The organism is Ideonella sp. A 288 (genome assembly GCF_002198735.1).
Lineage (GTDB): Bacteria > Pseudomonadota > Gammaproteobacteria > Burkholderiales > Burkholderiaceae_C > Pseudaquabacterium.
In genome coordinates this window covers 1-24125 of record NZ_MWLO01000072.1, presented here as the reverse complement: position 1 = coordinate 24125, position 24125 = coordinate 1, and the positions used below count along the sequence as shown (strand labels likewise).

The following is a 24125-nucleotide window of genomic DNA, read 5'->3' as shown; positions in this document are numbered from 1 at the left end:
TTCAGGTGTCAAGGCAGTACATCGACGGCGCCACCGTGCGCAGCGCATCGGTGAGGTGGTTCAGGCTCTCGGAATGGCCCACGCACAGGCAGCCGCCCGGCGCGAGCGTGGACACCACGCGGGCAACGACCTGGCGCTTGGTGTCGTCGCTGAAGTAGATCATCACGTTGCGCAGGAACACGAAGTCGAAGCGGCCCAGTGCCGGCAAGGGCTCGTTGAGGTTCACCTGCCCGAAGCTGACGCGTGCACGCAGCTCGGGGCGCACCATCAGGCGGCCGGCGTGCTCGTCGGTGCCCTTCAGGCAATGGCGGCGCATCAGCTCGGGCGGCAGGTGCCGCGCCCGCTCCATCGTGTACAGGCCGCGCACGGCATCCTGCAGCACGCGCAGGCTGATGTCGGTGCCCAGCACCTCCCAGGGCGCGCCGCCCAGGCATTCGGCCAGCACCATCGCGATGCTGTAGGCCTCTTCGCCGCTGGAACTGGCCGCGCTCCACACGCGATAGGGTCGGCCGTCCTGCCGGGCCGCCAGCGCATGCTCGCGCAGGCGCTCGAAGTGCTGCGCCTCGCGAAAGAAATAGGTCTCGTTGGTGGTGAGCAGGTCCACCGCCATCTGCGTCTCGTCCGGGTGCTGGCCGGACGACAGCAGGCGAAAGTACTCGGCGTAGCTCGACAGCCCGTACACCGCCAGCCGCTTGCCCAGCCGCCCGGTGACCAGCGGCTTCTTCGCCGCCCCCAGCGTGATGCCGGCAGCGTCGAAGATGAAGCGCTGGAAGCGCGCGAACTCGGCGTCGCTGAGCACGGGCGTGATGTCGACCGCCTTCGGCGCCGCGGCGCGCAGCGCTTCAGGCATGGGCCAGCTCGGCATCGGCATCGGCCTGCGCATTGGCGGCCAGTTCGCCCAGCTTGCAGATCTCGCCCGAGGACAGCACGCTGTCGACGTTCAGCAGGATCACGAACTTGCCGTTGACCTTGCCGATGCCCTCGATGAAGTCACCCCGGATCTTGGCTCCGAAGTTGGGCGGCGGCTCGATCTCGGTGGCCGAGATCTCCAGCACGGCCTGCACCGCGTCGACCACCACGCCCACGTTCTGCCGCTCGCCCAAGCCCTGCGCGGCCACCTCGATGATGACGATGCAGGTGCTCTTGCTCACCGGCGTGGACGGCCGGCCGAAGCGCGCCGAGAGGTCCATCACCGGCACCACCGCGCCGCGCAGGTTGATCACGCCGCGGATGCAGGCCGGCATCATCGGCACCTCGGTGAGACCGGCGTACCAGATGATCTCCTTGATGCACAGGATGTTGATCGAGAACATCTCGCTGCCCAGCAGGAAGGTCAGGTACTGGGTGGACTCCGACACGGGCCGCGACGACCCCTTCGGGGCCGCCAGGCCCTCGCCGGCGGGGCCCGGCTGCTTCAACAGTGCAGACATGGCGGCGTCCTCAGAACTTGACGAACTTCGTCTGGTCGATGTCGCCGCGGCTGGCCGTCACCATGTTGGCCGCCACCTTGCCGAGGCCGGGCTTCGCACCGCCCGACCGGCCGGCCGTGCCCTTGTGCAAGGCCAGCGCCGGCGGCCGCGCCGCGGTGGCGCCACCGGCCAGCTTGAAGAAGGCCATGGTCTGCTGCAGGCCCTCGGCCTGGCCGCTCATCTCCTCGGCGGTGGCCGCCAGCTCTTCCGAACTGGACGCGTTCTGCTGCGTGGTCTGGTTCAGCTGGCCCACGGCCGAGTTGATCTGCACCACGCCCGAGGACTGCTCGGTGGACGAGGCCGCGATCTCCTGCACCAGGTCGGAGGTCTTGGTGATGACGGGCACCATCTGCTCGAGCAGCTTGCCCGCCTTCTCGGCCAGCAGCACGCTGCTGCTCGCCACTTCGCCGATCTCCTGCGCGGCCACCTGGCTGCGCTCGGCCAGCTTGCGCACCTCGGCCGCCACCACCGCGAAGCCCTTGCCGTGCTCGCCGGCGCGGGCGGCCTCGATGGCCGCGTTCAGCGCCAGCAGGTTGGTCTGCGCGGCGATGTCGTCGATGATGCCGATCTTGGTGGCGATCTGCTTCATCGCGGCCACCGTCTCGTTGACCGAGGCGCCGCCGTCGGCAGCGTCCTTGGCGGCCTTGCTGGCCATGCCTTCGGTGACCTTGGCGTTCTCGGTGTTCTGGGCGATGGAGGTGGTCATCTGCTCGATCGACGCACTCGTCTCTTCCACGCCGGCCGCCTGTTCGGTGGCCGCCTGCGACAGCGACTGCGCCGTGGCACTCACCTCTTCGGAGGCGCTGGCCAGGGCCTGCGCCCCCGCGTTCACCTCGGTCACCACCTGCGCCAGCTTCTTCAGCATGTTGTTGACGGCCGACTTCAGCTCGTCCCAGGTGCCGTCGTAGCTGCGGTTCATCGTGGTGGTGAGGTCGCCGCCTTCCATGGCACCCAGCACCTCGCGCAGTTCCTGCACCGGCGTGCTCACCGCCACCATCACGGCGTTCAGGCCCTCGACCACCTTGCGGTTGTCGCCCTGGTGGCGGGCCACGTCGATGCGCGCATCCAGGCGGCCGTCCACCGTGGCCTTCGACAGCATGTTGGCGTCCTCGACCAGTGCGTTGACGGCCTTGATGACGTTGATCAGGCTCTTGGCCATCACGTCGTTCTCGGACCGCACCTTGACCACCGCGGTCAGGTCGCCCATCGAGATGGCCTGGGCCGCGCGGGCCTGCTGCTCGGTGGCCTCGATGCAGGCATTGAGGTTGTTCTTGATGATGTTGTACTGGCCCTTGTAGGCATCGGTGATCGGCGGCGGGATGTCGCCCTTGGCGATGCGGTCCACATAGGTCGCGGTCACGTTGAGCGGGTTGACGATGTTCGTCACCACCTCGTTGACGCCCAGCACCAGCTTGTTCCAGCCGCCCACGAAGAGTGCCGCGTTGGCACGCTTGTCCAGTTCGCCGTCGGCCGCGCCCTGGATGATGATGTCGGTCTGCGCCAGCAGGTCGTTCATCATCTTGACCATGTTGTTGAGGTTGGTCTTGATGACGTTGAAGTCGCCGTTGTAGTTGTCGGTGATGGTCGGCGGGATCACGCCCTTGGAGATGTCGTCCACGTACTTGGCGGTCACGTTCAGTGGCCCGATCACGGCGTCGAGCGTGTCGTTGACACCCTTGACCACGACCTGGAACTCACCCTCGTGCTTGCTGGCGTCGGCCCGGGTGGCCAGCTTGCCGTCGACCGCGGCCTTGCTCAGCATGGCCGCATCGCCCACCATGCGGGCCACGGCCGTCTGCACCGCCTCGACCGCGCGCACCACTTCACCCACCTCGTCGCGGGCGTCGGACTTCAGTTCGAACTTGAAGTCCCCTTTGGACATCTTGCCCGCCGCGACCACGACCTGGTTGACCGGTCCCGTGATGGACCGCGTGATCAGGAAGCCCATCACCGCGGCCAGCACGGCGGCCACGGTCGCCAGGATGATCACCAGGCGTTCGGCGGCGTTGGCCATCTCGTCGGCGTCCTTGCCGGTCTTGGCCACCAGTTCGGTCTGGAAGTCGACCAGGTCGGACGTCGCCTTGAGGTAGGCGTTCTGCGCCGTGCGCAGCCCGCCCTGCAGCAGCAAGACGATCTCGTCGCGCTTGCCCGCCTTGAGCAACTCGAGGAACTTGTCCTGCTCGGCAACGTAGGCCGTGCGCGCGTTGCGCAGCTTGGCGAGCATGTCCTTGCCCTTGTCGCTGGTGATCGACTTCTCGAGCTTGTCGACGTTCTCAGTGATCACCGCGCGCTCGGGTGCGATGGCGTCCAGCGACTTCTGCTGCTCGGCGCCGCTGTAGATGTAGGCGTTGCGCAGGTGCCGTGCGACGTTGTTGATCGCGTCGATGATGTTGTTGGCCTGCACGGTCTTGGGGAACTGGTTGCTCACCAGGGTGTCGACCTCGGCGTTCAAGGCGCTGATGCGCGTGAAGGCAATGGTCGAGACGACGAGCAGCAGGGCCAGCGTCACGGCGAAGCCGATGCCGAGGCGCAGGCCGATTTTGAGATTCTTGAGCATTTGATTCACCTCGAGGATGGAAATCAGGAACAGGGTTGCTGCGCGAGGCAGGCATGGAGGCAGGTTGGTGTCCGATCCGGGCGCTGCGCCGGCGGCGCCTGGGCCCGCTTCGATCGCATGAAGCAATCCCGGCATTCGATGCCTGGGGCAATCGGCGTGATGGCGGTCATGAGGCCAGTGCCTCCAGCACCTGGTGCGCCTGGCCGGTGATGCGCCGATCGTTGTTGACGCAGCGGCCGACGATGGCCGGCACGTCCAGGATCAGCGCGACCTCGCCACTGCCCAGGATCGTGGAGCCGCTGACGCACTTGACGTGGCTGAACATCGGGCCCAGCGGCTTGATGACCGTCTGGAACTCGCCCAGCAGGGTGTCCACCACCACGCCGGCGCGCTGGTCGCCGTGCTTGAGGACGACGATGTTCTCGCTGCGCCCCGACTGGCCCGACACGCGGAACAGCTCGCGCAGGCGGATGAAGGGCAGCACCTCGCCGCGCAGGTTGGTGTAGTTGTGGCCGGGCTCGGCCGAGAAGGCGACGCACTCCTCGATCATGTCCAGCGGCAGGGCGAACACCGACTTGCCCACGCCCACCAGGAAGCCGTCGATGATGGCCAGGGTGAGCGGCAGCCGCACCGTCACCGTGGTGCCGACACCGGCCACGCTGGACAGTTCCACCGTGCCGCGCAGTTCGGTGATGTTGCGCTTGACCACGTCCAGCCCGACCCCGCGGCCCGACAGGTTGGTCACCGTCTCGGCCGTCGAGAAGCCCGGCTCGAAGATCAGCGCATAGACCTCGGCGTCGGTGAGCGTGCGGCCGGCTTCCACCAGCCCGCGCTCGACGGCCTTGGCCAGGATGCGCTCGCGGTCGAGGCCGCCGCCGTCGTCCTCGACGGTGATGACGATGCTGCCGGAATCGTGGAAGGCGTTGAGCGACAGCGTGCCCTGGGCCGGCTTGCCGCGGGCGGCGCGGCGCTCGGCCGACTCGATGCCGTGGTCCATCGCGTTGCGCACCAGGTGCATCAGCGGGTCGCTGATCTTCTCGATCACCGTCTTGTCGAGTTCGGTGTCCTCGCCGCTGATGACCAGGCCCACGTCCTTGCCCAGATCGCGCGAGACATCGTGCACCACGCGCTGGAAGCGGCCGAAGGTGGCGCCGATCTTCACCATGCGCAGTTGCAGCGCGCTGTCGCGCACTTCCTCGACCAGCATCGACAGCTTCGAGGTGCTCTCCTGCAGCTCGGTGATGCGGGCGCGGTGGGCGATGAGGTTGACGCTGGCGCCGGCGATGATCAGCTCGCCGACCAGGTTGATCAGCTGGTCGAGCTTGTCTGCGTCGACGCGGATCGAGCGGCTCTCGTGGGCCACCGTGTCCTTGACCAGCTTCTGCTTCTGCAGCGCGGCCTCCACCACCTGCGGCGGCACGCTGCCCTGCTGCACCAGCAGGCTGCCGATGCGCTCGTCGGGCGCGGCGGCCTGGGCCGTGAGCGCCAGTGCCAGCTCGCGCTCGGTCAGGGTGCCGCAGCGCACGAGCATCTCGCCCAGGCGCGCCGCGTCGCCCTGCTGCTCGATCAGCCTCACGTAGTCGGCGATGCGGCTGCGCGGCGGCAGCAGCGTGATGCGGCTGTCGTCGCGCACGAACTCGAAGACCGCCTCGATGGCGGCCTTGTCGGCGTCGGTCTGGTAGGCCAGCTCGAAACCCAGGTAGCAGGCCTCGGGGTCCATCGCGTCGGCATCGGGCAACGCGTCGGCCACGGTGGCGATGTGGACGATGTGCCCCATGGTGTCCATGAAGCTGAAGAAGGACAGCGGGTCCATGCCGTTGCGCAGCACGTCGGGCCCGAAGCGCAGCGACAGGTGCCAGTGCTCGGAATCGACCGTCGCATCGTGGGGCCGAGCGACGTCGCCGCCCGTTTGCGCCGGCAAGGCCTTGGCCTGCGCCTGCGGCAACGGGGCCGGCGCCGGAATGGCTGCCCCGCCGGGGGCTGCCAGGTAGGCCCGCAGAGCGGCCTCCAGCGGCTGCCCCGAAGCCGTCAGCTGGGCATCGGCCTCGGTGCGACCACTGGCCACCGTGTCGATCAGCGACACCAGGTGGTCGCGGCACGACAGCAGCAGCACCACCAGCCGGTCGGCAATGGGCAAGGCTCCGGCGCGCACCTGGTCGAGCACGCTCTCGACCCCATGGGTGAAGGACACCACGTGGTCCAGCCCGAACAGCCCCGACGAACCCTTGATGGTGTGGGCCGCGCGGAAGATCGCGTTGACCAGTTCGTCCTTCGGCTCGGCCTGCTCCACCGCGAGCAGCGCCGATTCCATGTCCGCCAGCAGTTCGCGGCTCTCCGTCACGAAGACGGCCAGTGCCTGGTCCAGGTCCATGTCAGTGGGCTCCGTCGGTGGTGGTGGTGGTGGCGGGCGTGGCGCGGCGTCCTGCCGTGCGGGTGGCGGCGGGCTCGGGGTCCAGCGCGTCGCCGAAGAAGGCGGCCACGTTGACTCGCTCGAACATCGCCTCCACCGCGGTGCTGCGGTTCACCAGCCTCAGGCGCCTCTGCTGGGCCTCGGCCTGGCGCCTGGCAACCATCAGCAACTGCAGGCCGGCGGTGTCGATCTCGCAGACGCCGGACAGGTCGAGCTCGGTGAGCGCCGCATTGCCCAGCAGCATCGGCTTGAGCTCGGCCACGCGGAAGATGGTCAACTCACCCTCGACGCGCAGCGTCGTGCCCGCGCGTGGGGATTTCCTGGTCGAGGCCATGCATCGGTCCTGTTCTTGTGTGGGGTGGGGATGAAGGGGCTAGGGCAGGCAGAGCTTCTGCACGGCCACCAGCAGGCGCGCGGGCTGGAAGGGCTTGACCACCCAGGCCTTGGCGCCGGCGGCCTGGCCCTCGAGCTTGCGGGCCTCGTCCGACTCGGTGGTCAGCATGATGATGGGCGTGAAGCGGTAGCTGGGCAGCTGCTTCACGGCCTTGACGAAGCTGATGCCGTCCATGTTCGGCATGTTCACGTCGCTGATGATCAGGTGCACCTTCTGGCCCTTCAGCTTCGACAGCGCGTCGCGGCCGTCCTGGCCTTCGAGCACGTCGTAGCCCTCGCCTTTGAGGGCGGCACCGACGACGTGCCGCATCGAGGCCGAGTCGTCGACGATCATGATGGTCTTGGCCATGGGGGTCTCTAGAAGAAGGTGATTTCGGTGTCGTCGGCCTGGGCCACCGCCGTGCCGTGGTGCAGGGCGTGCTGGTCGGCCATGACGTAGGTGCTCTTCAGCTCGGTCAGCAGCGCCTGCGGCTCCAGCGGGCGCAGCGCACCCTGCTGGGCACAGTCCTGCCGGTGGCGCTGCAGGTAGTCGGGCAGGCTGCCGATGTTCTGCATCACGTGGCTCATGATCTGGCTGACGCGGTCCTGGAACTGCAGTTGCACCAGGGCCTCGTCGATCTCGGCCTTGATGACCACGCTCTCGTCCTTGAGCAGCTTGCTCGAGCCCAGCAGCGCATCGGTGATGGTGCGAAAGCCGTCGAGCACGCGCTCGATCGAGCCTTCGGCGCGGGACATCGTGCCGTCTTCCTCGGCCACGGCGCTGCGCACGACGCTGCTCACCTCGACGATCGCGGCGCTGATCAGGTCCACCTTCTCGGCCATGCGCCGGCCGGTGTCGGCCGACTGGCTGGACAGCAGCCGGAACTCCTGCGCCACCACGGCAAAGCCGCGGCCCTGCTCGCCGCTGCGTGCGGCCTCGATGGCGGCGTTCAGGGCCAGCAGATTGGTCTGCCGCGAGATCTTGGCCACCTCGGCCACCATGGCCTTCAGCTCGACGATGAAACGGTCCAGGCCCTGCACCCTGTCGACCATGCCGAGCATGCCGACCATCGTGGCCTTCTGCGAGGCGACGACCTCGCCCAGTTCGCGTTCGCTGCGCGCGAACACCGCCACCAGGCCCTTGTCGTGGTCGTCCACCGTCTGCGTCTCGACCGAGGCGGTCTGCACCGATTCGCGCAGCTTGTCGGCGATGCCGGAGAAGCGCGCCGACAGCGAGGTGACGGCCGATTCCATCTGCTCGCGGGACGATTCCAGGTGCCGGCACCAGACCGGCGCCACCTCTTCACCGAAGCTGGCCTGCGCGGCCACGTAGTCGTCGATGGAGCGTTGCACGGTGGCGCTGCGGCGCGTCTGGGCCAGGCCGATCAGCGTCCCGGCCACCACCAGGCCCAGGGCCATCGCGGCAGGCAGCCAGGCCAGGCCACCGGCCAGCAGCGTGGCCATTGCGCCGGCCACGCCCAATGCGGCCGGTGAAAAACGGTGCAGGCTTGCGCGCGGCAGGTTCACGGCAAGGTCCTCCGCGCGGCGCACTGCAGGGCATGTTGTGCGCACAGGGCATCCCGGGGATGGCGTGATGCGTCGATCGCCAGCAGGGCGAACGATCCTTCAACGGCGCGGGACATGGCGTGGGGGCTCTCGTGGCGGATGGCGGTGGTCGACAAGCACATACCCATGTGGCTTGAGTGGTGACCACAGCATCGGCGTTTGGCGGGCGCTCTATACCCCGAGCTGAGGCCTTTTTGCAGTGCATCATCGGCCCGAGGCGGGTCTATCCACGTGGCTTGTGGGGTGACCGGGAGCGCCACCTGTGGGGGTATCTCGACAGCCCTCGCAACGGACAAACTGCTTTGCCCATTGCGGCGTAAGCCAGGGTCCGCGCATCAGCGCCACCGCGCCGGGAATCCGGTGCGTTGGGATGGTGGTGCCGGCCGTTCGAGGCCTTGCGGCGGGGTCGGGAGGTGGACGGGCTGCCCGGTCTTCCAGGGACAGGCGCGACGCCCCGCCCGGGGCGGGCCGTCAGCCGGCGGCGAAGGCCTGGTCGAGCTGCGCGATCCAGGCCGCCTTGGCCTCGGGCGGCGAGAAGCTCGCCTCGAAGCTGTTGCGCATCAAGGTGTGCGCCTCGCGCGCGCCGAGCTGGGGCAGCGCCGTGAAGGTGGCGACGAAGTTGTCGCCGAGATAACCGCCAAAATAGGCAGGGTCGTCGCTGTTGACCGTGGCGCACAGGCCCGCGGACAGCAGCTCGGGCAGGCGGTGATCGGCCATCGTCGGAACCACGCACAGCTTGACGTTGGACAAGGGGCACACCGTCAGCGGCATGCGCTGCGCCGCCAGCCGCTGCACCAGCGCCGGGCTCTCGACGCAGCGCACGCCGTGGTCGATGCGCTCGACCTTCAGCACGTCGAGCGCGCTCTCGATGTAGGCCGGCGGCCCTTCCTCGCCGGCGTGAGCCACCAGGTGCAGGCCCAGCGCCCGGGCCTTGGCGAAGACCCGCGCGAACTTCTCGGGCGGGTGGCCGCGCTCGCTGCTGTCGAGGCCCACGCCGATGAAGTGCTGCCGGAACGGCAAGGCCGCCTCCAGCGTGTCGAAGGCCGCCGCCTCGGTGAGATGGCGCAGGAAGCACAGGATCAAGGACGCGTCGATGCCGTGCTGGGTTCTGGCATCGGCGCAGGCCCGGGCCAGGCCCTGCACCACCGCGGCCATCGGCACGCCGCGGTCGGTGTGGGTCTGCGGATCGAAGAACAGCTCGGCGTGCACCACGCCGTCGGCCGCCGCGCGCGCGAAGTAGGCCATGGCCATCGCGTGGAAGTCGTCCTCCTTCAGCAGCACGCTGGCCCCGGCGTAGTAGATGTCCAGGAAGCTCTGCAGGTCGGTGAACGCGTAGGCGGCCCGCAGGGCCTCGACGCTGGCGTAGGGCAGCGCCACGCCGTTGCGCCGCGCCAGGTCGAAGATCAGCTCGGGCTCGAGCGAGCCCTCGATGTGGATGTGCAGCTCGGCCTTGGGCGCCGAGCGCAGCAGCGCCATCAGGCGCTCGCGGGGGATGCGGTCGAAGTCGATCATGTCGAGGCTCCAGCGAAGAATGTCACCCACGGGGGTGGCAAGCAGGTGTCGAGCCAGGCGATGGGCGTTGGGACGCCCCACCCGGCAGGGCCTCAGTCTGCCATCGATGGCATCGCCACCGGGCGACCATGCCGCGGCGCATCGGTCCGCAACGGCGAGGTCCGCCGCACACTCACCGGGCCGCCAGGCGACCGAGTTGGCGATCGTGCAAGCCGGAGCACAGCAGCAGCGCCGTCACCGACCCGATGAGGGCGAAGAACATGTCCGACTGCGTGTCCCAGGGATCGCCCTGCGTGCCGAGGAACTCGTCTGCCCCCTGGCCGAGGGCCAGCGCCGCGCCCCATTCGATGAACTCGTAGGTGGCGCTGATGGCCAGCACGACGCAGACGACCAGAAAAGCCAGCATCCGTCGGCCCTGCACATGGTGGCCGCGGATCAGGATCTCGCGCGCCACGAGCGCCGGGACGAAGCCCTGGAAGAAGTGGCCGATCTTGTCGTACGGGTTGCGGCCGAGGTGCAGCAGATCCTGCAATTGAAAGCCCAGCGGCACCCGGGCGTAAGAGTAGGCGCCACCGAGCATCAGCACCGTGGCATGGACGAAGATGCAGACGTACAACAGCGTCGTCAGCGGAACCCTCCCGTACGTCAGCCACAGCACCGGCAGGGCGATGGCGACCGGCATCACTTCCATGACCCAGGTGGCGCGGTCGTAGGGCTGCCAGCCCGACACGGCCAGCAGCACCAGCGTGGCCACCGACGCGAGCACCAGCCAAGGCGCACGGGGTGACGGAGATTCAGGTGACATGGCATCCACTCGGTCGAAGCGCCACAGCGGACGTCACGCCCGCGTGGCGCCCCATGAAAGACGCCGCCCGGCGTGCAGCGCGGGCGGCGTCGGTGTCAGCGGCAGGCCGGGCTCACTTGTCGCCCGGCACCTTGCCTTCCACACCCTTCACGTAGAACTTGATGCCGCCCAGGAACTCGTCGTCGGCGACCTTGTCCTTCTCGATCTGCACCTTGCCGGTGTTGTCGGTGATCGGGCCCTTCCAGATCGAGAAGCTGCCGTCCTTCAGGCCGGCCTTCACCTCGTCGACCTTCTTCTTGGTCTCGGCCGGCACGTCGTCGGCGACGGAGACCATGTCGATCGCACCCTCCTTGACGCCCCACCAGGCCTTGCCGGTGGCCCACTTGCCGTCGAGCGCCTCCTGGGTGGCCTTGATGTAGTACGGCGCCCAGTTGATGATCGCCGAGCCCAGGTGCGCCTTGGGGCCGTAGGCCGTCATGTCGCTGTCCCAGCCGAAGGCTCGCTTGCCCTTGTCCTGCGCCGTCTTCAGCACCGCGGGCGAATCGGTGTTCTGCATCAGCACGTCGGCGCCGCCGTTGATCAGCGCGGTGGCGGCCTCGGTTTCCTTGGGCGGGTTGAACCATTCGTTCACCCACACCACCTTGGTCTTGATCTTCGGGTTGACGCTCTGCGCGCCGAGGGTGAACGAATTGATGTTGCGGATGACCTCGGGGATGGGGATCGAGCCCACCACGCCCAGCGTGTTGGTCTTGGTCATGCTGCCGGCGATGACGCCGGCCATGTACGCGCCCTCGTAGGTGCGGCTGTCGTAGGTGCGCATGTTGTCGGCGGTCTTGTAGCCGGTGGCATGCTCGAACTTCACGTCCTTGGCATCGGGCGCCACCTTGAGCATGGGCTCCATGTAGCCGAAGGTGGTGCCGAAGATCAGCTTGTTGCCCTGGCCCACCAGGTCGCGGAACACACGCTCGGCATCGGCCGATTCGGGCACCTTCTCGACGAAGCTGGTGACGATCTTGTCGCCGAATTCCTTCTCGATGGCCTTGCGCGCGTTGTCGTGCGCGAAGGTCCAGCCGCCATCGCCCACCGGGCCGACGTAGGCGAAGGCGATCTTCAGCGGTTCGGGCTTGGCGGCCGCGGCCGAGGCGGGCGCGCTGGCCGGGGCCGGGGCCGGCGCTGCGGCGGGCTCTTCCTTCTTGCCGCAGCCGACCAGGGCCGCGGTGGCGGCCAAGGTAGACCAGCCGGCCAGCTTCAGCAGTGAACGCTTGGATTGCTCCGTCATGTCTTCTCCAGATCGAGGGGATGGGTTGGGATGGCGCGGGAAAGGGAAATTATGCGATGCACCAGGGTGGTGACACAGTCACGACCCTGGGAAGAACGGCTTGCCCAGCGAGGCCGGCATGTTCACGCGGATCCAGGTGGGATTGCGCGAGATCAGCACCAGCACCACGATGGTGGCCAGGTAGGGCAGCATGCTCAGCCACTGGCTGGGGATCTGCACGCCCTCGCCCTGCAGGTGGAACTGCAGCATCGTGACGCCGCCGAACAGGTAGGCCCCCAGCAGGATGCGTGCCGGCCGCCAGGTGGCGAAGGTGGTGAGCGCCAGCGCGATCCAGCCCTTGCCGGCGATCATGCCCTCCACCCACAGCGGCGTGTAGATGACGCTGACGTAGGCGCCAGCCAGGCCGCACAGCGCGCCGCCGACGATCACCGCCAGGAAGCGCAGGCGCCGCACCGGGTAGCCCAGCGCATGGGCCGATTCGGGCGCCTCGCCCACCGCGCGCAGCACCAGCCCGCCGCGCGAGCGGTACAGGAACCAGCTGAGCGCCACCACCCCCAGCACGGCCAGATAGACCATTGGGTGGTGCTTGAAGAAGGCCGGCCCGACCAGCGGGATATCGGCCAGGAACGGGATCTCGAACTTGGCCCGGTCGCCCAGCTTCTGCTGCGTGTACTGGATGCCGGCGAAGGCCGAGAAGCCGCCCCCGAAGAGGCTGAGCGCCAGCCCGGTGGCGTACTGGTTGGTGTTGAACCAGATCACCAGCACGCCGAAGGCCGCGGCCATCAGCGCGCCCGCGGCCATGCCGGCGGCGAAGCCGGCCACGTCGCTGCCGGTGTGCACCGCGGTGGCGAACCCCGCGATGGCGGCCACCAGCATCATGCCTTCGGCGCCGAGGTTCAGCACCCCCGCGCGTTCGTTGATGAGCAGGCCGAGCCCGGCGATGGCCAGCACGGTGCCGGCGTTGAGTGTGGCGGCGATGAGCAGTGCGATCGAATCCATGTCAGATCTTCCTTGCGACGCGCACGCGGTAATGGATCAGCGTGTCGGCGGCCAGCAGCGTGAACAGCAGCAGGCCCTGGAACACGCCGGTGATCGACTTGGGCAGCCCCATGCGCGACTGCGCCAGTTCGCCGCCGATGTAGAACATGCTCATCAGGATGGCCGAGAACACCACGCCCACCGGGTGCAGCCGCCCGACGAAGGCGACGATGATGGCCGCGAAGCCGTAGCCCACCGGCACATAAGGCGTCAGCTGGCCCAGCGGCCCGGCCGCCTCGAGGCCCCCGGCCAGGCCGGCCAGGCCACCCGAGGCCAGCAGTGCCATCCACAGCGCCTTGCGCGACGAGAAGCCGGCATAGCGTGCGGCGGCCGGTGCCAGCCCGCCCACCTGCAGCTGGAAGCCGGCGTAGGTGCGGAACAGGAACAGCCAGCCCGCCGCCACCGCGCCCAGCGCCACCAGCACGCCGATGTTGGCCCGCGTGCCGTCGAACAGCCGCGGGATCTTGGTCACCGCGGCAAAGGTGATGGTCTGCGGGAAGTTGTAGCCCTTCGGGTCTTTCCAGGGCCCGTAGACCAGGTAGGACAGCAGCAGGTCGGCCACGTACACCAGCATCAGGCTGACCAGGATCTCGCTGGCGTTGAAGCGGTCTCGCAGCAGCGCCACCAGGCCGGCCCAGAACATGCCGCCGGCCACCCCGGCCAGCAGGATCAGCACGACGATGCCGCGTGAGGTGTCGGGCCCAGCCTGCATGGCCACGCCGCCGGCGCAGATGGCGCCAAGCACGAACTGGCCCTCGGCGCCGATGTTCCACACGTTGGATCGGTAGCAGATCGACAGGCCCAGCGCGATCAGCGCCAGCGGCGTGGCCTTGATGGCGATCTCGGACAGCGCATAGGCGTTCTTCACCGGCTCGACGAAGAACATCTGCAGGCCGCGCACCGGATCCTTGCCGAGCGCCGAGAACAGGAACACGCCGATGACCACGGTGACCGCCAGCGCGATCAGCGGCGAGGCGATGGACATCGCCTGCGAGGGCTGCGGCCGGGCTTCAAGCTTGAGCATGCGCATCGCTCCACAGGCCGGACATCCACTCGCCGATCATCTCGACCGAGGCCTCGGCCACCGGCACGCTGGGCGACACCCGGCCCTGCGCGATGACGATGAGCCGGTCGCAGACCTCGAACAGTTCGTCCAGCTCTTCGCTGACCACCAGCACCGCGCAGCCCTGGTCGCGCAGCTCGAGCAGTTCGCCGCGGATCTGCGCGGCGGCGCCCACGTCCACGCCCCAGGTGGGCTGCGAGACGATCAGCAGCTTCGGGTTGATCTGGATCTCGCGGCCGACGATGAACTTCTGCAGGTTGCCGCCCGACAGGCTCTTGGCCGCCGCACCCGGGCCGCCGGCCTTCACGTTGAAGCGGCGGATCAGCTCGTCGGCCAGCTTGCGCACCTCGGCGGTGCGCACCCAGCCGAGCCGGCTCACGGCTTCGGTGCGCGTGAGCAGGGTGTTCTGCGCCAGGCTCATGGTCGGCACGGCGCCGCGGCCGAGCCGCTCTTCGGGCACGAAGTGCAGGCCGAGCTTGCGCCGGTGGCGCGGCGAGGCCTGCGCGATGTCCTGCCCGAACAGCGACACCGACCCGCGCGGCGCGCGCCGGTCTTCGCCCGACAGCGCCGCCATCAGCTCCTGCTGGCCGTTGCCCGAGACGCCGGCGATGCCGACCACCTCGCCCGCGCTGACGGCGAAGCCGATGTCGTCGAGCGCGGTGCCGAAGGGGTCGGTGGTCGACAGCGACAGGCCGCTCACTTTGAGCGCCACCTTGCCGAGCTTGGGCACGCGGCGCTGCAACTGCGGCGGCTCGGCGCCGATCATCAGGCGCGACAGGCTGGCGTTGGTTTCCTGGGTGGGGTCGACCTCGCCGGTGACCTTGCCGCCACGCAGCACGGTGCAGTGGTGGCACAGCGCCCGGATCTCGTCGAGCTTGTGGCTGATGTAGAGGATGGCGCAGCCCTGGCTGGCCAGCTTGCGCAGCGTGACGAAGAGCTTGTCCACCGCCTGCGGCGTGAGCACCGAGGTGGGCTCGTCGAGGATCAGCAACTGCGGATTGGTCATCAGCGCGCGCACGATCTCGACGCGCTGGCGTTCGCCCACCGACAGCGAGTGCACCGGCCGCAGCGGGTCCACGTCCAGGCCGTAGGTGCGCGCCACGGCGCCGATGTGCTCGGTCACCTCGGCCAGCGGCTGCGACTTGTCCAGCCCCAGCCACACGTTCTCGGCGGCGGTGAGCGTGTCGAACAGCGAGAAATGCTGGAACACCATCGCGATGCCCAGCGCCCGCGCCTGCTGCGGGTTGGCGATGTGCACCGCCTTGCCGTTCCAGCGGATCTCGCCTTCGTCCGGCCGCACCGCGCCGTAGATGATCTTCATCAGCGTGGACTTGCCCGCGCCGTTCTCGCCCAGCACGGCGTGGATCTCGCCGGGCTTGACGCGCAGCGAGACGTCGTCGTTGGCCTTGACAGCGGGGTATTGCTTGCCGATGCCCCTCAGTTCGAGTCGCAGCATGCCGGGCTTTTCCATCGTGGTCCCTTGTCGTGGAGCCGAAGCGTTCAGGGGCGGGCATGGCGCCGCTGGCCGCCGACCCAGGTCTCGATCAGGTTCCGGTCGTCGCCGAGCATGACCCAGGCAAAGACCCGCTCATGCAACTCGCGGGCCAGGCTGTCGCGGCGCTGCGCCACCGGGCCCACGGCCCAGTCCCACAGCGCCAGGTCGGCCATGGCGCCGGGCTCGAGGCTGCCGATCTCGTGGCCCAGGCGCAGCGCCTGCGCCGCGCCGCGCGTGGCCGCGTGCAGCAGCGCCCAGGCCGACAGGCGCGTGCCGGCCATCGCCTGCACCTTGTAGCCGTCGGCCATCGTGCGGTGCATCGACAGCGAGGTGCCACCGCCCACGTCGCTGGCCAGGCTCACCGCCACGCCGGCCGCCCGCGCCTGCGCCCAGCCGAACAGGCCGCTGCCCAGGAACAGGTTGGACGACGGGCAGAACGCGATCTGCGCCCCGCTGTCGCGCAGCAGCGCGCGGTCGATGTCGTCGAGCCAGATGCCATGGGCCAGCACCGAGCGCTCGCCGAGCAGGCCATGGCTGGCGTACACGTCGAGGTAGCTGCGCGCCTGCGGAAACAGCTCGGCCACCCAGGCCACCTCGGCGTGGTTCTCGGCCACGTGGGTCTGCATGTAAAGGTCGGGCCGGGACTGCAGCAGGCGGCCGGCCATCGCCAGTTGCTCGGGCGTGCTGGTGGCGGCAAAGCGCGGCGTCAGCGCATAGGCCAGGCGGCCGTGGCCATGCCAGCGCTCGATCAGCGCCAGGCAGTCGGCCTCGGCGCCGGCCACGTCGTCGCGCAGCGCGTCGGGCGCATGGCGGTCCATCAGCACCTTGCCGGCCACCAGCCGCATGCCGCGCCGCGCGGCACCGTCGAACAAGGCCTCCACCGACGTGCGGTGCACGGTGGGAAAGACCACCGCAGACGTGGTGCCTTGCGCCAGCAGCGCGTCGAGGAAGCGCTGCGCGGCCTCGGCCGCCACCGCCGGGTCGGCATGGCGCGCCTCGGCCGGGAAGGTGTAGGTCTCCAGCCAGTCGAGCAACTGTGCGCCCCACGAAGCGATCACGTCGATCTGCGGGCAGTGCACGTGGGTGTCGATGAAGCCGGGCGTCAACAGCCGGCCGGCGTGGTCGTGGCGTTGCCAGTCGTCGCCGGGGGCCTCGGGCTGCACGGCGACGATGCGGCCGTCGTCGCCGATCAGCAGCCAGTGGCCGGGCCGCCAGCGCACCAGCGGGCTGTGCAGGTCGTCCAGGCCGGGATCGCCGGTGAAGTCGAGCAGGTCGGCGCGCAGCGCGGTCTTCATGCCTTGCCCCCGGCCAGGTCGCGGGCCACGTCGCGCACCTGGTCGCGCAGCCAGCGCACGGCGGCCGACGCGTGCGTCAGGTCGTGCCACAGCTGGTAGTAGGTGAGCGCGGGAAACTCCACCGGGCAGCGCACGATGCGCACCGGCAGCGAGCCCAGGTAGCGCGCGCAGAACTGCCGCCCGGTGGTGAGCACCAGGTGCGAGCGCGCCACCATCGCCGGCGACAGACCGAAGTGCGGGCAGCGCACGACGATGCGGCGCTCCAGGCCCTGCGCCTGCAGGTGGTCGTCGACCACGCCGCGGCCCACCGCGTGCAGTGGCGTCGGCGCGATGTGGTCGCTGTGCAGGTAGCGGTCCACCGTCCAGCTGCGCGGGCTGCGCACCGCGGGGTGGTCGGCGCCCACCAGGCAGACGATCTCGTCGCTGATGAGCCGGCCCAGGTGCAGCTCGGCCGGCGGCTGCAGCCAGTTGCCGATGACCAGGTCGACCTCGCCACGGGCCAGGTGGCCGCGGTAGTCGTAGTCGCGGGTGAGCGGCAGCAGGTCGAGCGACACGCCAGGCGCCTGGGCGCGCACGCGGGCCACCAGTTCGGGCAGGAACAGCGGATCGAGGTAGTCGCTGGCCGCCACGCGGAAGGCCTGCGCCGCCGCGGCCGGCGCGAAGGCGCGCGGCGACGCGTGGCCGCCGAACAGCGCCTGCGCGCCCTGCAGCACCTGGGCGGCGGCCGGCATCAGCGACAGCGCCACCGCGGTGGGCGCCATGCCGCTGCCGGCGCGCACCAGCAGCGGATCGCCGGTGAGCGCACGCAGCCGCTTGAGCTGCCCGGACAGGGCCGGTTGGGACGTGTGCAGCTTGAGGGCGGCACGCGAGACACTGCGCTCGGTGATCACGGTGTGGAAGGCCCGGATGAGTGAGAGCTCGATCTTGTCGAAAGCCGCCGCGCCCGCCATACGCTGATGCCGATAGTGTTTATCAGCGCCATCGTATACACATGGCTCACGAAAACGATAGTGTTCGGGTATGTCCCAACGCCCCATCCGATTCCATCACCGCGGCGCCATCGTCTCCGTGGACGACGCGCCCCCCACCCTGTCGGTGCTGTCGTGGCTGCGCGAACACGCGCTTTGCACCGGCACCAAGGAAGGCTGCAACGAGGGCGACTGCGGCGCCTGCACCGTGGTCGTCGGCGAACTGGTCGATGCGCCCGAAGGTGAACGACTGCGCCTGCAGCCGGTCAACGCCTGCATCCAGTTCCTGCCGATGCTCGACGGCAAGGCCCTGCTCACGGTGGAAGATCTGCAGGGCCGCCACCCCGCCCAGCAGGCCCTGGTGGCCTGCCACGGCTCGCAATGCGGCTTCTGCACCCCCGGCTTCGTGATGACGATGGCCGCGCTGCACCAGCGCCACACCACGGCCGGCAGCCGCCCCACGCGCGCCGCGCTGGCCGACGAACTGTCGGGCAACCTGTGCCGCTGCACCGGCTACCGACCGATCCTGGACGCCGGCGAGGCCATGTTCGACCAGGCCGCGCCGGCCATCGACACCGCGCCGATCATCGAATCGCTGCGCACGCTGCGCGCCGACGCGCCGCTCGAGCGGCCCGGCTTCCACGCGCCTCAGACCCTGGACGACCTGGCCGCATTGCGCGCCGCGCACCCGCAGGCCACGCTGCTGGCCGGGGCCACCGACATCGGCCTGTGGGTGAACAAGCAGTTCCGCCCGCTGGGCGAGGTGATCCACCTGGGCCGCGTGGCCGAACTGCAGCGCATCGAGGTGCGTGATGGCGGGCTGCACATCGGCGCCGGCGCCTCGCTCGCCGATGCCTGGCAGGCGCTGGCCGCGCACTGGCCGTCGGTCAACGAGATGGGCCGCCGCTTTGCGTCGCCCCCCGTGCGCAACGCCGGCACGATGGGCGGCAACGTGGCCAACGGCTCGCCGATCGGCGATTCGGCGCCGGTGCTGATCGCGCTGGGCGCCGAGATCGTGCTGCGCCACGGCCCGGTGCAGCGCTCGATGCCGCTGCAAGACTTCTACACCGGCTACATGACCAACCGCCTGACGCCCGGCGAGTTCGTGCAGGCGCTGCGAGTGCCGCTGCCCGAACCCCATGCCGTGCTGCGCGCCTACAAGCTGAGCAAGCGCTTCGACAGCGACATCTCGGGCCTGGCCGCCGGGCTGTGGCTGGCCTTCGACGGCGGTCGGGTGCGCGCCGCGCGCTTCGCCTTCGGGGGCATGGCCGCCACCGTGCGGCGGGCCGCGCAGGCCGAGGCGGCCGTCGTCGGCCAGCCATGGACCGAGGCCACCGCGCACGCCGCGATGGCGGCGCTCGACCGCGACTTCCAGCCCCTGTCCGACCTGCGCGCCAGCGCCGGCTACCGCCAGCGCGCCGCGCGCAACCTGCTGTGGCGCCTGTGGCTCGAAACCCGGCCCGAGGCGCCCTTGCCGCCCACCGACACCAGCGTCTGGACGAAGGAGGCCCGCGCATGATCGCCAAGCCCGTGGTCGGCGCCGCGGTGCCGCATGAATCGGCCCACCTGCACGTGGCCGGCGCCGCGCCCTACATCGACGACCTTCCGGAGATCGCCGGCACGCTGCACGCCGCACTCGGCCTGTCGCCGGTGGCCCGGGGCACGCTGCGGTCCATCGACATCGACCTGCTGCGCGCGCAGCCCGGTGTGGTAGACGTGCTCGTCGCGCGCGACATCCCCGGCCGCAACGACTGCGGCCCGATCGTCCACGACGACCCCATCCTGGCCGACGGCGAGGTGCGCCACGTCGGCCAGCCGGTGTTCGCCGTGGTGGCGCGCACGCGCGACGCCGCCCGCCGCGCCGCCGCGCTGGCGCCCAAGGCCTTGCGCATCGATGCGCTGCCGCCGGTGCTGGACGTGCACGCCGCGCACGCGGCGCAGCAGTACGTGGTGCCGCCGATGCACCTGGCGCGCGGCGATGCGGCCGCGGCGCTGGCCGCCGCGCCGCACCGTTGGCAGGGCAGCTTCTCGCTCGGCGGCCAGGAGCAGTTCTACCTGGAAGGCCAGATCAGCGTCGCCCAGCCGCAGGAGGACGGCGGCATGCTGGTGCACTGCTCCACCCAGCACCCCAGCGAGATGCAGCAGGTGGTGGCGCATGCGCTGCACCTGGACGCCCACCGCGTGCAGGTGGTGTGCCGGCGCATGGGCGGCGGCTTCGGCGGCAAGGAAAGCCAGAGCGCCGTGTTCGCCTGCGTGGCCGCGGTGGCCGCGGCACGTCTGGGCGTGCCGGTGAAGCTGCGGCCCGACCGCGACGACGACTTCGCCATCACCGGCCGCCGCCACGGCTTCGAGTTCGCCTGGGACGTGGGCCACGACGACGAGGGCCGCGTGCTCGGCGTCGAGGTGACGATGATCGCCAACGCCGGCCACTCGGCCGATCTGTCACCGCCGGTGATGACGCGCGCGCTGTGCCACTTCGACAATGCCTACTGGCTGCCCGACGTGGACATGCACGGCTTCTGCGCGAAGACCAACACGCAGAGCAACACCGCCTTCCGCGGCTTCGGCGGGCCGCAGGGCGCGCTGGCCATCGAGGTGATCCTCGACAGCATCGCGCGCCGCCTGGGCTGCGATTCGCTGGCGGTGCGGCGCGCCAACTTCTACGGCACCGAGACGAACCACGTCACGCCCTACGGCCAGGTGGCCGAGGACAACGTGATCGCCCCGCTGGTGGACCAGCTCGCCCAGCGCGCCGGCTACGCCCGCCGCCGCGCCGAGGTGGCCGCCTTCAACGCCGCCAGCCCGGTGCTCAAGAAGGGCCTGGCGCTCACACCGGTGAAGTTCGGCATCTCGTTCAACGTGGCGCACTACAACCAGGCCGGCGCGCTGGTGCATGTGTACACCGACGGCACGATGCTGGTGAACCACGGCGGCACCGAGATGGGCCAGGGCCTGAACACCAAAGTGGCGCAGGTGGTGGCGCAGGAGCTGGGCGTGCGCCTGGCCCGCGTGCGGGTGACGGCCACCGACACGCAGAAGATCGCCAACACCTCGGCCACCGCCGCGTCCACCGGCAGCGACCTGAACGGCAAGGCCGCGCAGGACGCCGCGCGGCAGATCCGCCAGCGGCTGGCCGACTTCATCGGCGCGCGGCATAGCGTGCCGGCCGACGCGGTGGTGTTCGCCAACGACCAGGTCACGGTCGGCGCCCAGCGCCTGGCCTTCGAGGACGTGGTGGCCGAGGCCTACCGCGCGCGCGTGCAGCTTTGGAGCGACGGCCACTACGCCACGCCCGGCCTGCACTGGGACCGCGAGCGCCTGCAGGGCAAGCCCTTCTACTACTTTGCCTATGGCGCGGCCTGCAGCGAGGTGGTGGTGGACACGCTCACGGGAGAGCACCGCGTGCTGGCGGTGGACGTGCTGCACGACGTGGGCGCGTCGCTGAACCCGGCCATCGACATCGGCCAGATCGAGGGCGCCTTCATCCAGGGCATGGGCTGGCTGACAATGGAAGAGCTGTGGTGGCACCCGGCCGATGGTTCGCCGCGCGCGGGCCGGCTGATGACCCACGCGCCCAGCACCTACAAGATCCCCACCGCCAACGACTGCCCGGCGCACTTCGACGTGCGGCTGTTCGACAACGACAACGTGGCCGACAGCATCCACCGCAGCAAGGCGGTGGGCGAGCCGCCGCTGCTGCTGCCGTTCTCGGTGTTCCTGGCCCTGCGCGATGCCGTGTCGGCCGTGGGAAGCCACCGCGTCGACCCGCCGCTGCGCGCCCCGGCCACGCCCGAGGCGGTGCTCGACGCGCTGGACGCGGTGCGCGCGGCGGATGCCGTAACCTCGCGCCGATGACCGTATCGCCCGATCTGCTGCTCACCGCACAACACTGGCTGGCCACCGGCCGGCCGGCCATGGAGGTGTGGGTGCTCGACGCCCGCGGCTCGGTGCCGCGCGAGGCCGGCACGCGCATGCTGGTGGCGGCCGATGCCGTGGCCGGCACCATCGGCGGCGGTCACCTCGAGCTGAAGGCCATCGCCCGGGCCCGCGAATGGCTGGCCGCGGGCGACGCCGCCCCGCACGACGAAGCCATCGCGCTGGGCCCGACGCTGGGCCAGTGCTGCGGCGGCGCGCTCACCCTGCGCACGCAGGCGCTGTCCGAGCACAGCCTGGCCGCCTGGGCGGCCGAGCCGCCGCGCTTCATGCTGCAGCTGTACGGCGCAGGGCACGTCGGCCGCGCCATCGTGCGGCTGCTCGACGGCTTGAACTGCCGGGTGCAGTGGATCGACGAGCGCGACAGCGAATTTCCGGCCGAAGCCTCGGCGCCCCACATCGAGCGCGTCTGCGTGGAACCGGTGGAGGCCGAGGTGGCGGTGGCCCCGCCGGGCGCCTTCTACCTGGTGCTGACGCACAGCCATGACCTGGACCTGCGCATCACCGAGGCGGTGCTTGCGCGCGGCGATTTCGGCTACCTGGGGCTGATCGGCTCGGCGACCAAGCGCGCGCGCTTCCTGCACCGGCTGGAACACCGCGGCGTCGACGCCGCCACCCTGGCCCGCCTGACCTGCCCGATCGGCGTGCCCGGCATCGCCGGCAAGGAGCCGGAGGTGATCGCGGTGGCGGTGGTGGCGCAGTTGCTGCAGCAGGCCGGTGGTTGACCGGCCGGCAGGCGCCGTGAAGACAAACGGCGCGAACCCGTCACCGGGTCGCGCCGCCTTGGGGCTGGTCGAGCAGGAGGATCAGGCCTCGGCCAACTGCCCCAACACCTCGGTGTCGAGCACACGCACGGTGTAGCCGGCCACCTCGATCACGCCCTGCCGCGTGAAGCTGCGCATCAGGCGGGACAGGGTTTCGGGGGTGATGGCCAGTTGCGAGGCCACGTCGCGCTTGCGCTCGTGCAGTTGCACGATGGCCTGACCTTCGCGGCCGGCCACCGGCTCGCAGCGCTGGCGCAGCCACTGCGCCAGGCGGGCCGGCGCGTCCTTGTGCATCAGTTCGTGCGTGTTCACGGCCAGCGCCTGCACCTCGCGCGCCAGGCCCTGGATCAGCCGGAAGGCCAGGTCGGTGTGCGCCGCCAGGCAGGCGGCCAGGTCGTCTCGCGGCAGCTCAACCACGGTGACCGGGCTGCTGGCGCGGGCGTCCATCGCGTGCGGCTCATCGAGCCAGGCCGAGCTGAGGTCCAGCCAGGCCGGACCGCGCACGATGCGCTCGGTGCGGAAGGTGCCGTCGGCGGTGCGCAGGCCCAGCGCCACTTCGCCTTCGCGCAGGGCCACCAGGGCACGGGCCGGCGCCATGCGGGCGAACACGGTCTGCCCGGTGCCGATGTTGCGCACCTGGGCGATGCGGCCCAGGGCGTCGCCCTCGGCCAGCGTGACGGCCGGATCGCCGAGCAGGCTGCGCCACAGCACCGAATCGCTGGCCAGAGGCACGCCGGTGCGTGGCCGGGAGGCGCCGTTGGCGTCGCGCAATCGCGTGGCGCCGAGGCGTTCAGGCATCAGCGCGATGCCTGTGGGAGCGGCGAATCGGTGTTCCATGAGGACGGGGGATAGCCTTGGAGGTATGGCACGAATGTGGAGCAGCCCAGCCAGAGCCGCCTTGCGTTGGATCAATCGGCCTTGCCGATCCCCCGGAAGCCGGTGGCGGCATCCGCCCTGCGCGACACTGGCCTTCATGAACGCGTCCGCATCGATCAGCCTGCCCGGCCTGCACAGCCCCGGCGTGGGCTTCGACCAGCCCTTCGAGATGCTCGACGCCTGCCACGACCGGGTGCGTCGCTCGCTGGCCCTGCTGCAGCGCCTGCTGGACCACCTGGACGCGCACGGCCCCGATGCCGATGCGCGCGCCGCGGCCGGGGATGTCTGGCGTTACTTCGACATGGCCGCGCCCCACCACCACCAGGATGAAGAGCGCCATGTCGTGCCCCGCCTGATGGCCAGCGGCGACGCGCGCCTGGCGGCCGCGGCGCAGCAGATGCTGGACGACCACCGCGCCTTCGAGGCGCTGTGGTCGCGGCTGGGGCCCGCGCTGGCGGGGCTGCGCGACGGCAGCGTGCCCGACCCGGCCAGCCTGCGCAGCGACGCCGAGGCCTTCGTGGCACGCCACGACAGCCACCTGCCGCTGGAGGACGGGCTGGCCTTCCCGGCGGCCCGCGCCGGCCTGCCGCCCGAGGTGCTGGCCGCCATGGGCGCCGAGATGGCGGCGCGCCGGCGGCCGGGCGGCTGAGCCGGCCCCGCCGTCCGCTCGGCGACAGGCCCGTGCACCGTCGTCGGCCATGATGGCGCGTGCCCCCGCCGCCC

General features: G+C 70.2%; 20 protein-coding genes. 4 read left to right on the top strand and 16 right to left on the bottom strand.

What is annotated here, in order from left to right; genetic code table 11:
- Position 1: 1 nt before the first annotated feature.
- The 15 genes from EOINJALH_RS05690 to EOINJALH_RS05620 all read right to left on the bottom strand — a co-directional run bounded on the left by EOINJALH_RS05690 (position 2) and on the right by EOINJALH_RS05620 (position 17811).
- Positions 2-850, bottom strand: coding sequence for a protein-glutamate O-methyltransferase CheR (locus EOINJALH_RS05690; RefSeq protein ID WP_088279359.1), 849 nt, complete (start codon positions 848-850; stop codon positions 2-4).
- A complete protein-coding gene (locus tag EOINJALH_RS05685) occupies positions 843-1430 on the bottom strand; it encodes a chemotaxis protein CheW (RefSeq protein ID WP_088279349.1) in 588 nt (195 codons plus the stop codon). Before EOINJALH_RS05685 ends, EOINJALH_RS05690 begins: the two co-directional genes overlap by 8 nt.
- 10 nt (positions 1431-1440) lie before the next feature.
- Positions 1441-4026: a methyl-accepting chemotaxis protein gene (locus EOINJALH_RS33285; protein ID WP_088279348.1), complete on the bottom strand. Its 2586-nt coding sequence runs from the start codon at positions 4024-4026 to the stop codon at positions 1441-1443.
- Between the two features lie 166 nt (positions 4027-4192).
- Positions 4193-6397 (bottom strand): chemotaxis protein CheA, encoded by a 2205-nt coding sequence (locus tag EOINJALH_RS05675; protein ID WP_088279347.1) that lies wholly within the window; start codon positions 6395-6397, stop codon positions 4193-4195.
- Between the two features lies 1 nt (position 6398).
- On the bottom strand, positions 6399-6770 hold the full coding sequence (locus tag EOINJALH_RS05670; RefSeq protein ID WP_088279346.1) for a lipid asymmetry maintenance protein MlaB: 372 nt from the start codon (positions 6768-6770) through the stop codon (positions 6399-6401).
- A 39-nt stretch (positions 6771-6809) separates the two neighbouring features.
- On the bottom strand, positions 6810-7178 hold the full coding sequence (locus tag EOINJALH_RS05665) for a response regulator (protein WP_088279345.1): 369 nt from the start codon (positions 7176-7178) through the stop codon (positions 6810-6812).
- Positions 7179-7186: 8 nt separating this feature from the next.
- Positions 7187-8335: a methyl-accepting chemotaxis protein gene (locus EOINJALH_RS05660; RefSeq protein ID WP_234413677.1), complete on the bottom strand. Its 1149-nt coding sequence runs from the start codon at positions 8333-8335 to the stop codon at positions 7187-7189.
- Between the two features lie 510 nt (positions 8336-8845).
- The gene (locus EOINJALH_RS05655; protein WP_088279343.1) at positions 8846-9886 is read right to left on the bottom strand and encodes an adenosine deaminase; all 1041 of its coding nucleotides are present in this window, start codon (positions 9884-9886) and stop codon (positions 8846-8848) included.
- 172 nt (positions 9887-10058) lie between these two features.
- On the bottom strand, positions 10059-10691 hold the full coding sequence (locus EOINJALH_RS05650; protein WP_088279358.1) for a DUF2238 domain-containing protein: 633 nt from the start codon (positions 10689-10691) through the stop codon (positions 10059-10061).
- Positions 10692-10803: 112 nt separating this feature from the next.
- Positions 10804-11970 (bottom strand): BMP family ABC transporter substrate-binding protein, encoded by a 1167-nt coding sequence (locus tag EOINJALH_RS05645; RefSeq protein ID WP_088279342.1) that lies wholly within the window; start codon positions 11968-11970, stop codon positions 10804-10806.
- Between the two features lie 78 nt (positions 11971-12048).
- Positions 12049-12969 (bottom strand): ABC transporter permease, encoded by a 921-nt coding sequence (locus tag EOINJALH_RS05640; RefSeq protein ID WP_088279341.1) that lies wholly within the window; start codon positions 12967-12969, stop codon positions 12049-12051.
- A gap of 1 nt (position 12970) precedes the next feature.
- Positions 12971-14032 (bottom strand): ABC transporter permease, encoded by a 1062-nt coding sequence (locus EOINJALH_RS05635; RefSeq protein ID WP_088279357.1) that lies wholly within the window; start codon positions 14030-14032, stop codon positions 12971-12973.
- On the bottom strand, positions 14019-15542 hold the full coding sequence (locus tag EOINJALH_RS05630; protein ID WP_404872737.1) for an ABC transporter ATP-binding protein: 1524 nt from the start codon (positions 15540-15542) through the stop codon (positions 14019-14021). Before EOINJALH_RS05630 ends, EOINJALH_RS05635 begins: the two co-directional genes overlap by 14 nt.
- Before the next feature lie 29 nt (positions 15543-15571).
- On the bottom strand, positions 15572-16861 hold the full coding sequence (guaD, locus tag EOINJALH_RS05625) for a guanine deaminase (RefSeq protein ID WP_088279340.1): 1290 nt from the start codon (positions 16859-16861) through the stop codon (positions 15572-15574).
- Complete coding sequence (locus EOINJALH_RS05620; RefSeq protein WP_088279339.1) at positions 16858-17811, bottom strand: LysR family transcriptional regulator; 954 nt, start codon at positions 17809-17811, stop codon at positions 16858-16860. Before EOINJALH_RS05620 ends, guaD begins: the two co-directional genes overlap by 4 nt.
- Before the next feature lie 70 nt (positions 17812-17881).
- Between EOINJALH_RS05620 and xdhA the strand changes: the two genes are divergently transcribed.
- From xdhA to xdhC, 3 genes are read left to right on the top strand one after another with little or no spacing between them, the layout of a single operon-like run.
- A complete protein-coding gene (gene xdhA / locus EOINJALH_RS05615; RefSeq protein WP_088279338.1) occupies positions 17882-19348 on the top strand; it encodes a xanthine dehydrogenase small subunit in 1467 nt (488 codons plus the stop codon).
- The gene (gene xdhB / locus EOINJALH_RS05610) at positions 19345-21684 is read left to right on the top strand and encodes a xanthine dehydrogenase molybdopterin binding subunit (protein ID WP_088279337.1); all 2340 of its coding nucleotides are present in this window, start codon (positions 19345-19347) and stop codon (positions 21682-21684) included. Before xdhA ends, xdhB begins: the two co-directional genes overlap by 4 nt.
- Positions 21681-22487 (top strand): xanthine dehydrogenase accessory protein XdhC, encoded by an 807-nt coding sequence (xdhC, locus tag EOINJALH_RS05605; protein ID WP_088279336.1) that lies wholly within the window; start codon positions 21681-21683, stop codon positions 22485-22487. The genes xdhB and xdhC overlap by 4 nt, the downstream gene beginning before the upstream one ends.
- 81 nt (positions 22488-22568) lie before the next feature.
- Here the strand turns inward: xdhC and EOINJALH_RS05600 are convergent, their stop codons facing one another.
- Entirely contained in the window at positions 22569-23324 is a 756-nt protein-coding gene (locus EOINJALH_RS05600) for a Crp/Fnr family transcriptional regulator (RefSeq protein WP_234413676.1), read from the bottom strand.
- A gap of 175 nt (positions 23325-23499) precedes the next feature.
- On the opposite strand from EOINJALH_RS05600, the gene EOINJALH_RS05595 reads away from it, so the two are divergent.
- Entirely contained in the window at positions 23500-24051 is a 552-nt protein-coding gene (locus tag EOINJALH_RS05595; protein ID WP_088279334.1) for a hemerythrin domain-containing protein, read from the top strand.
- Positions 24052-24125 lie beyond the last annotated feature (74 nt).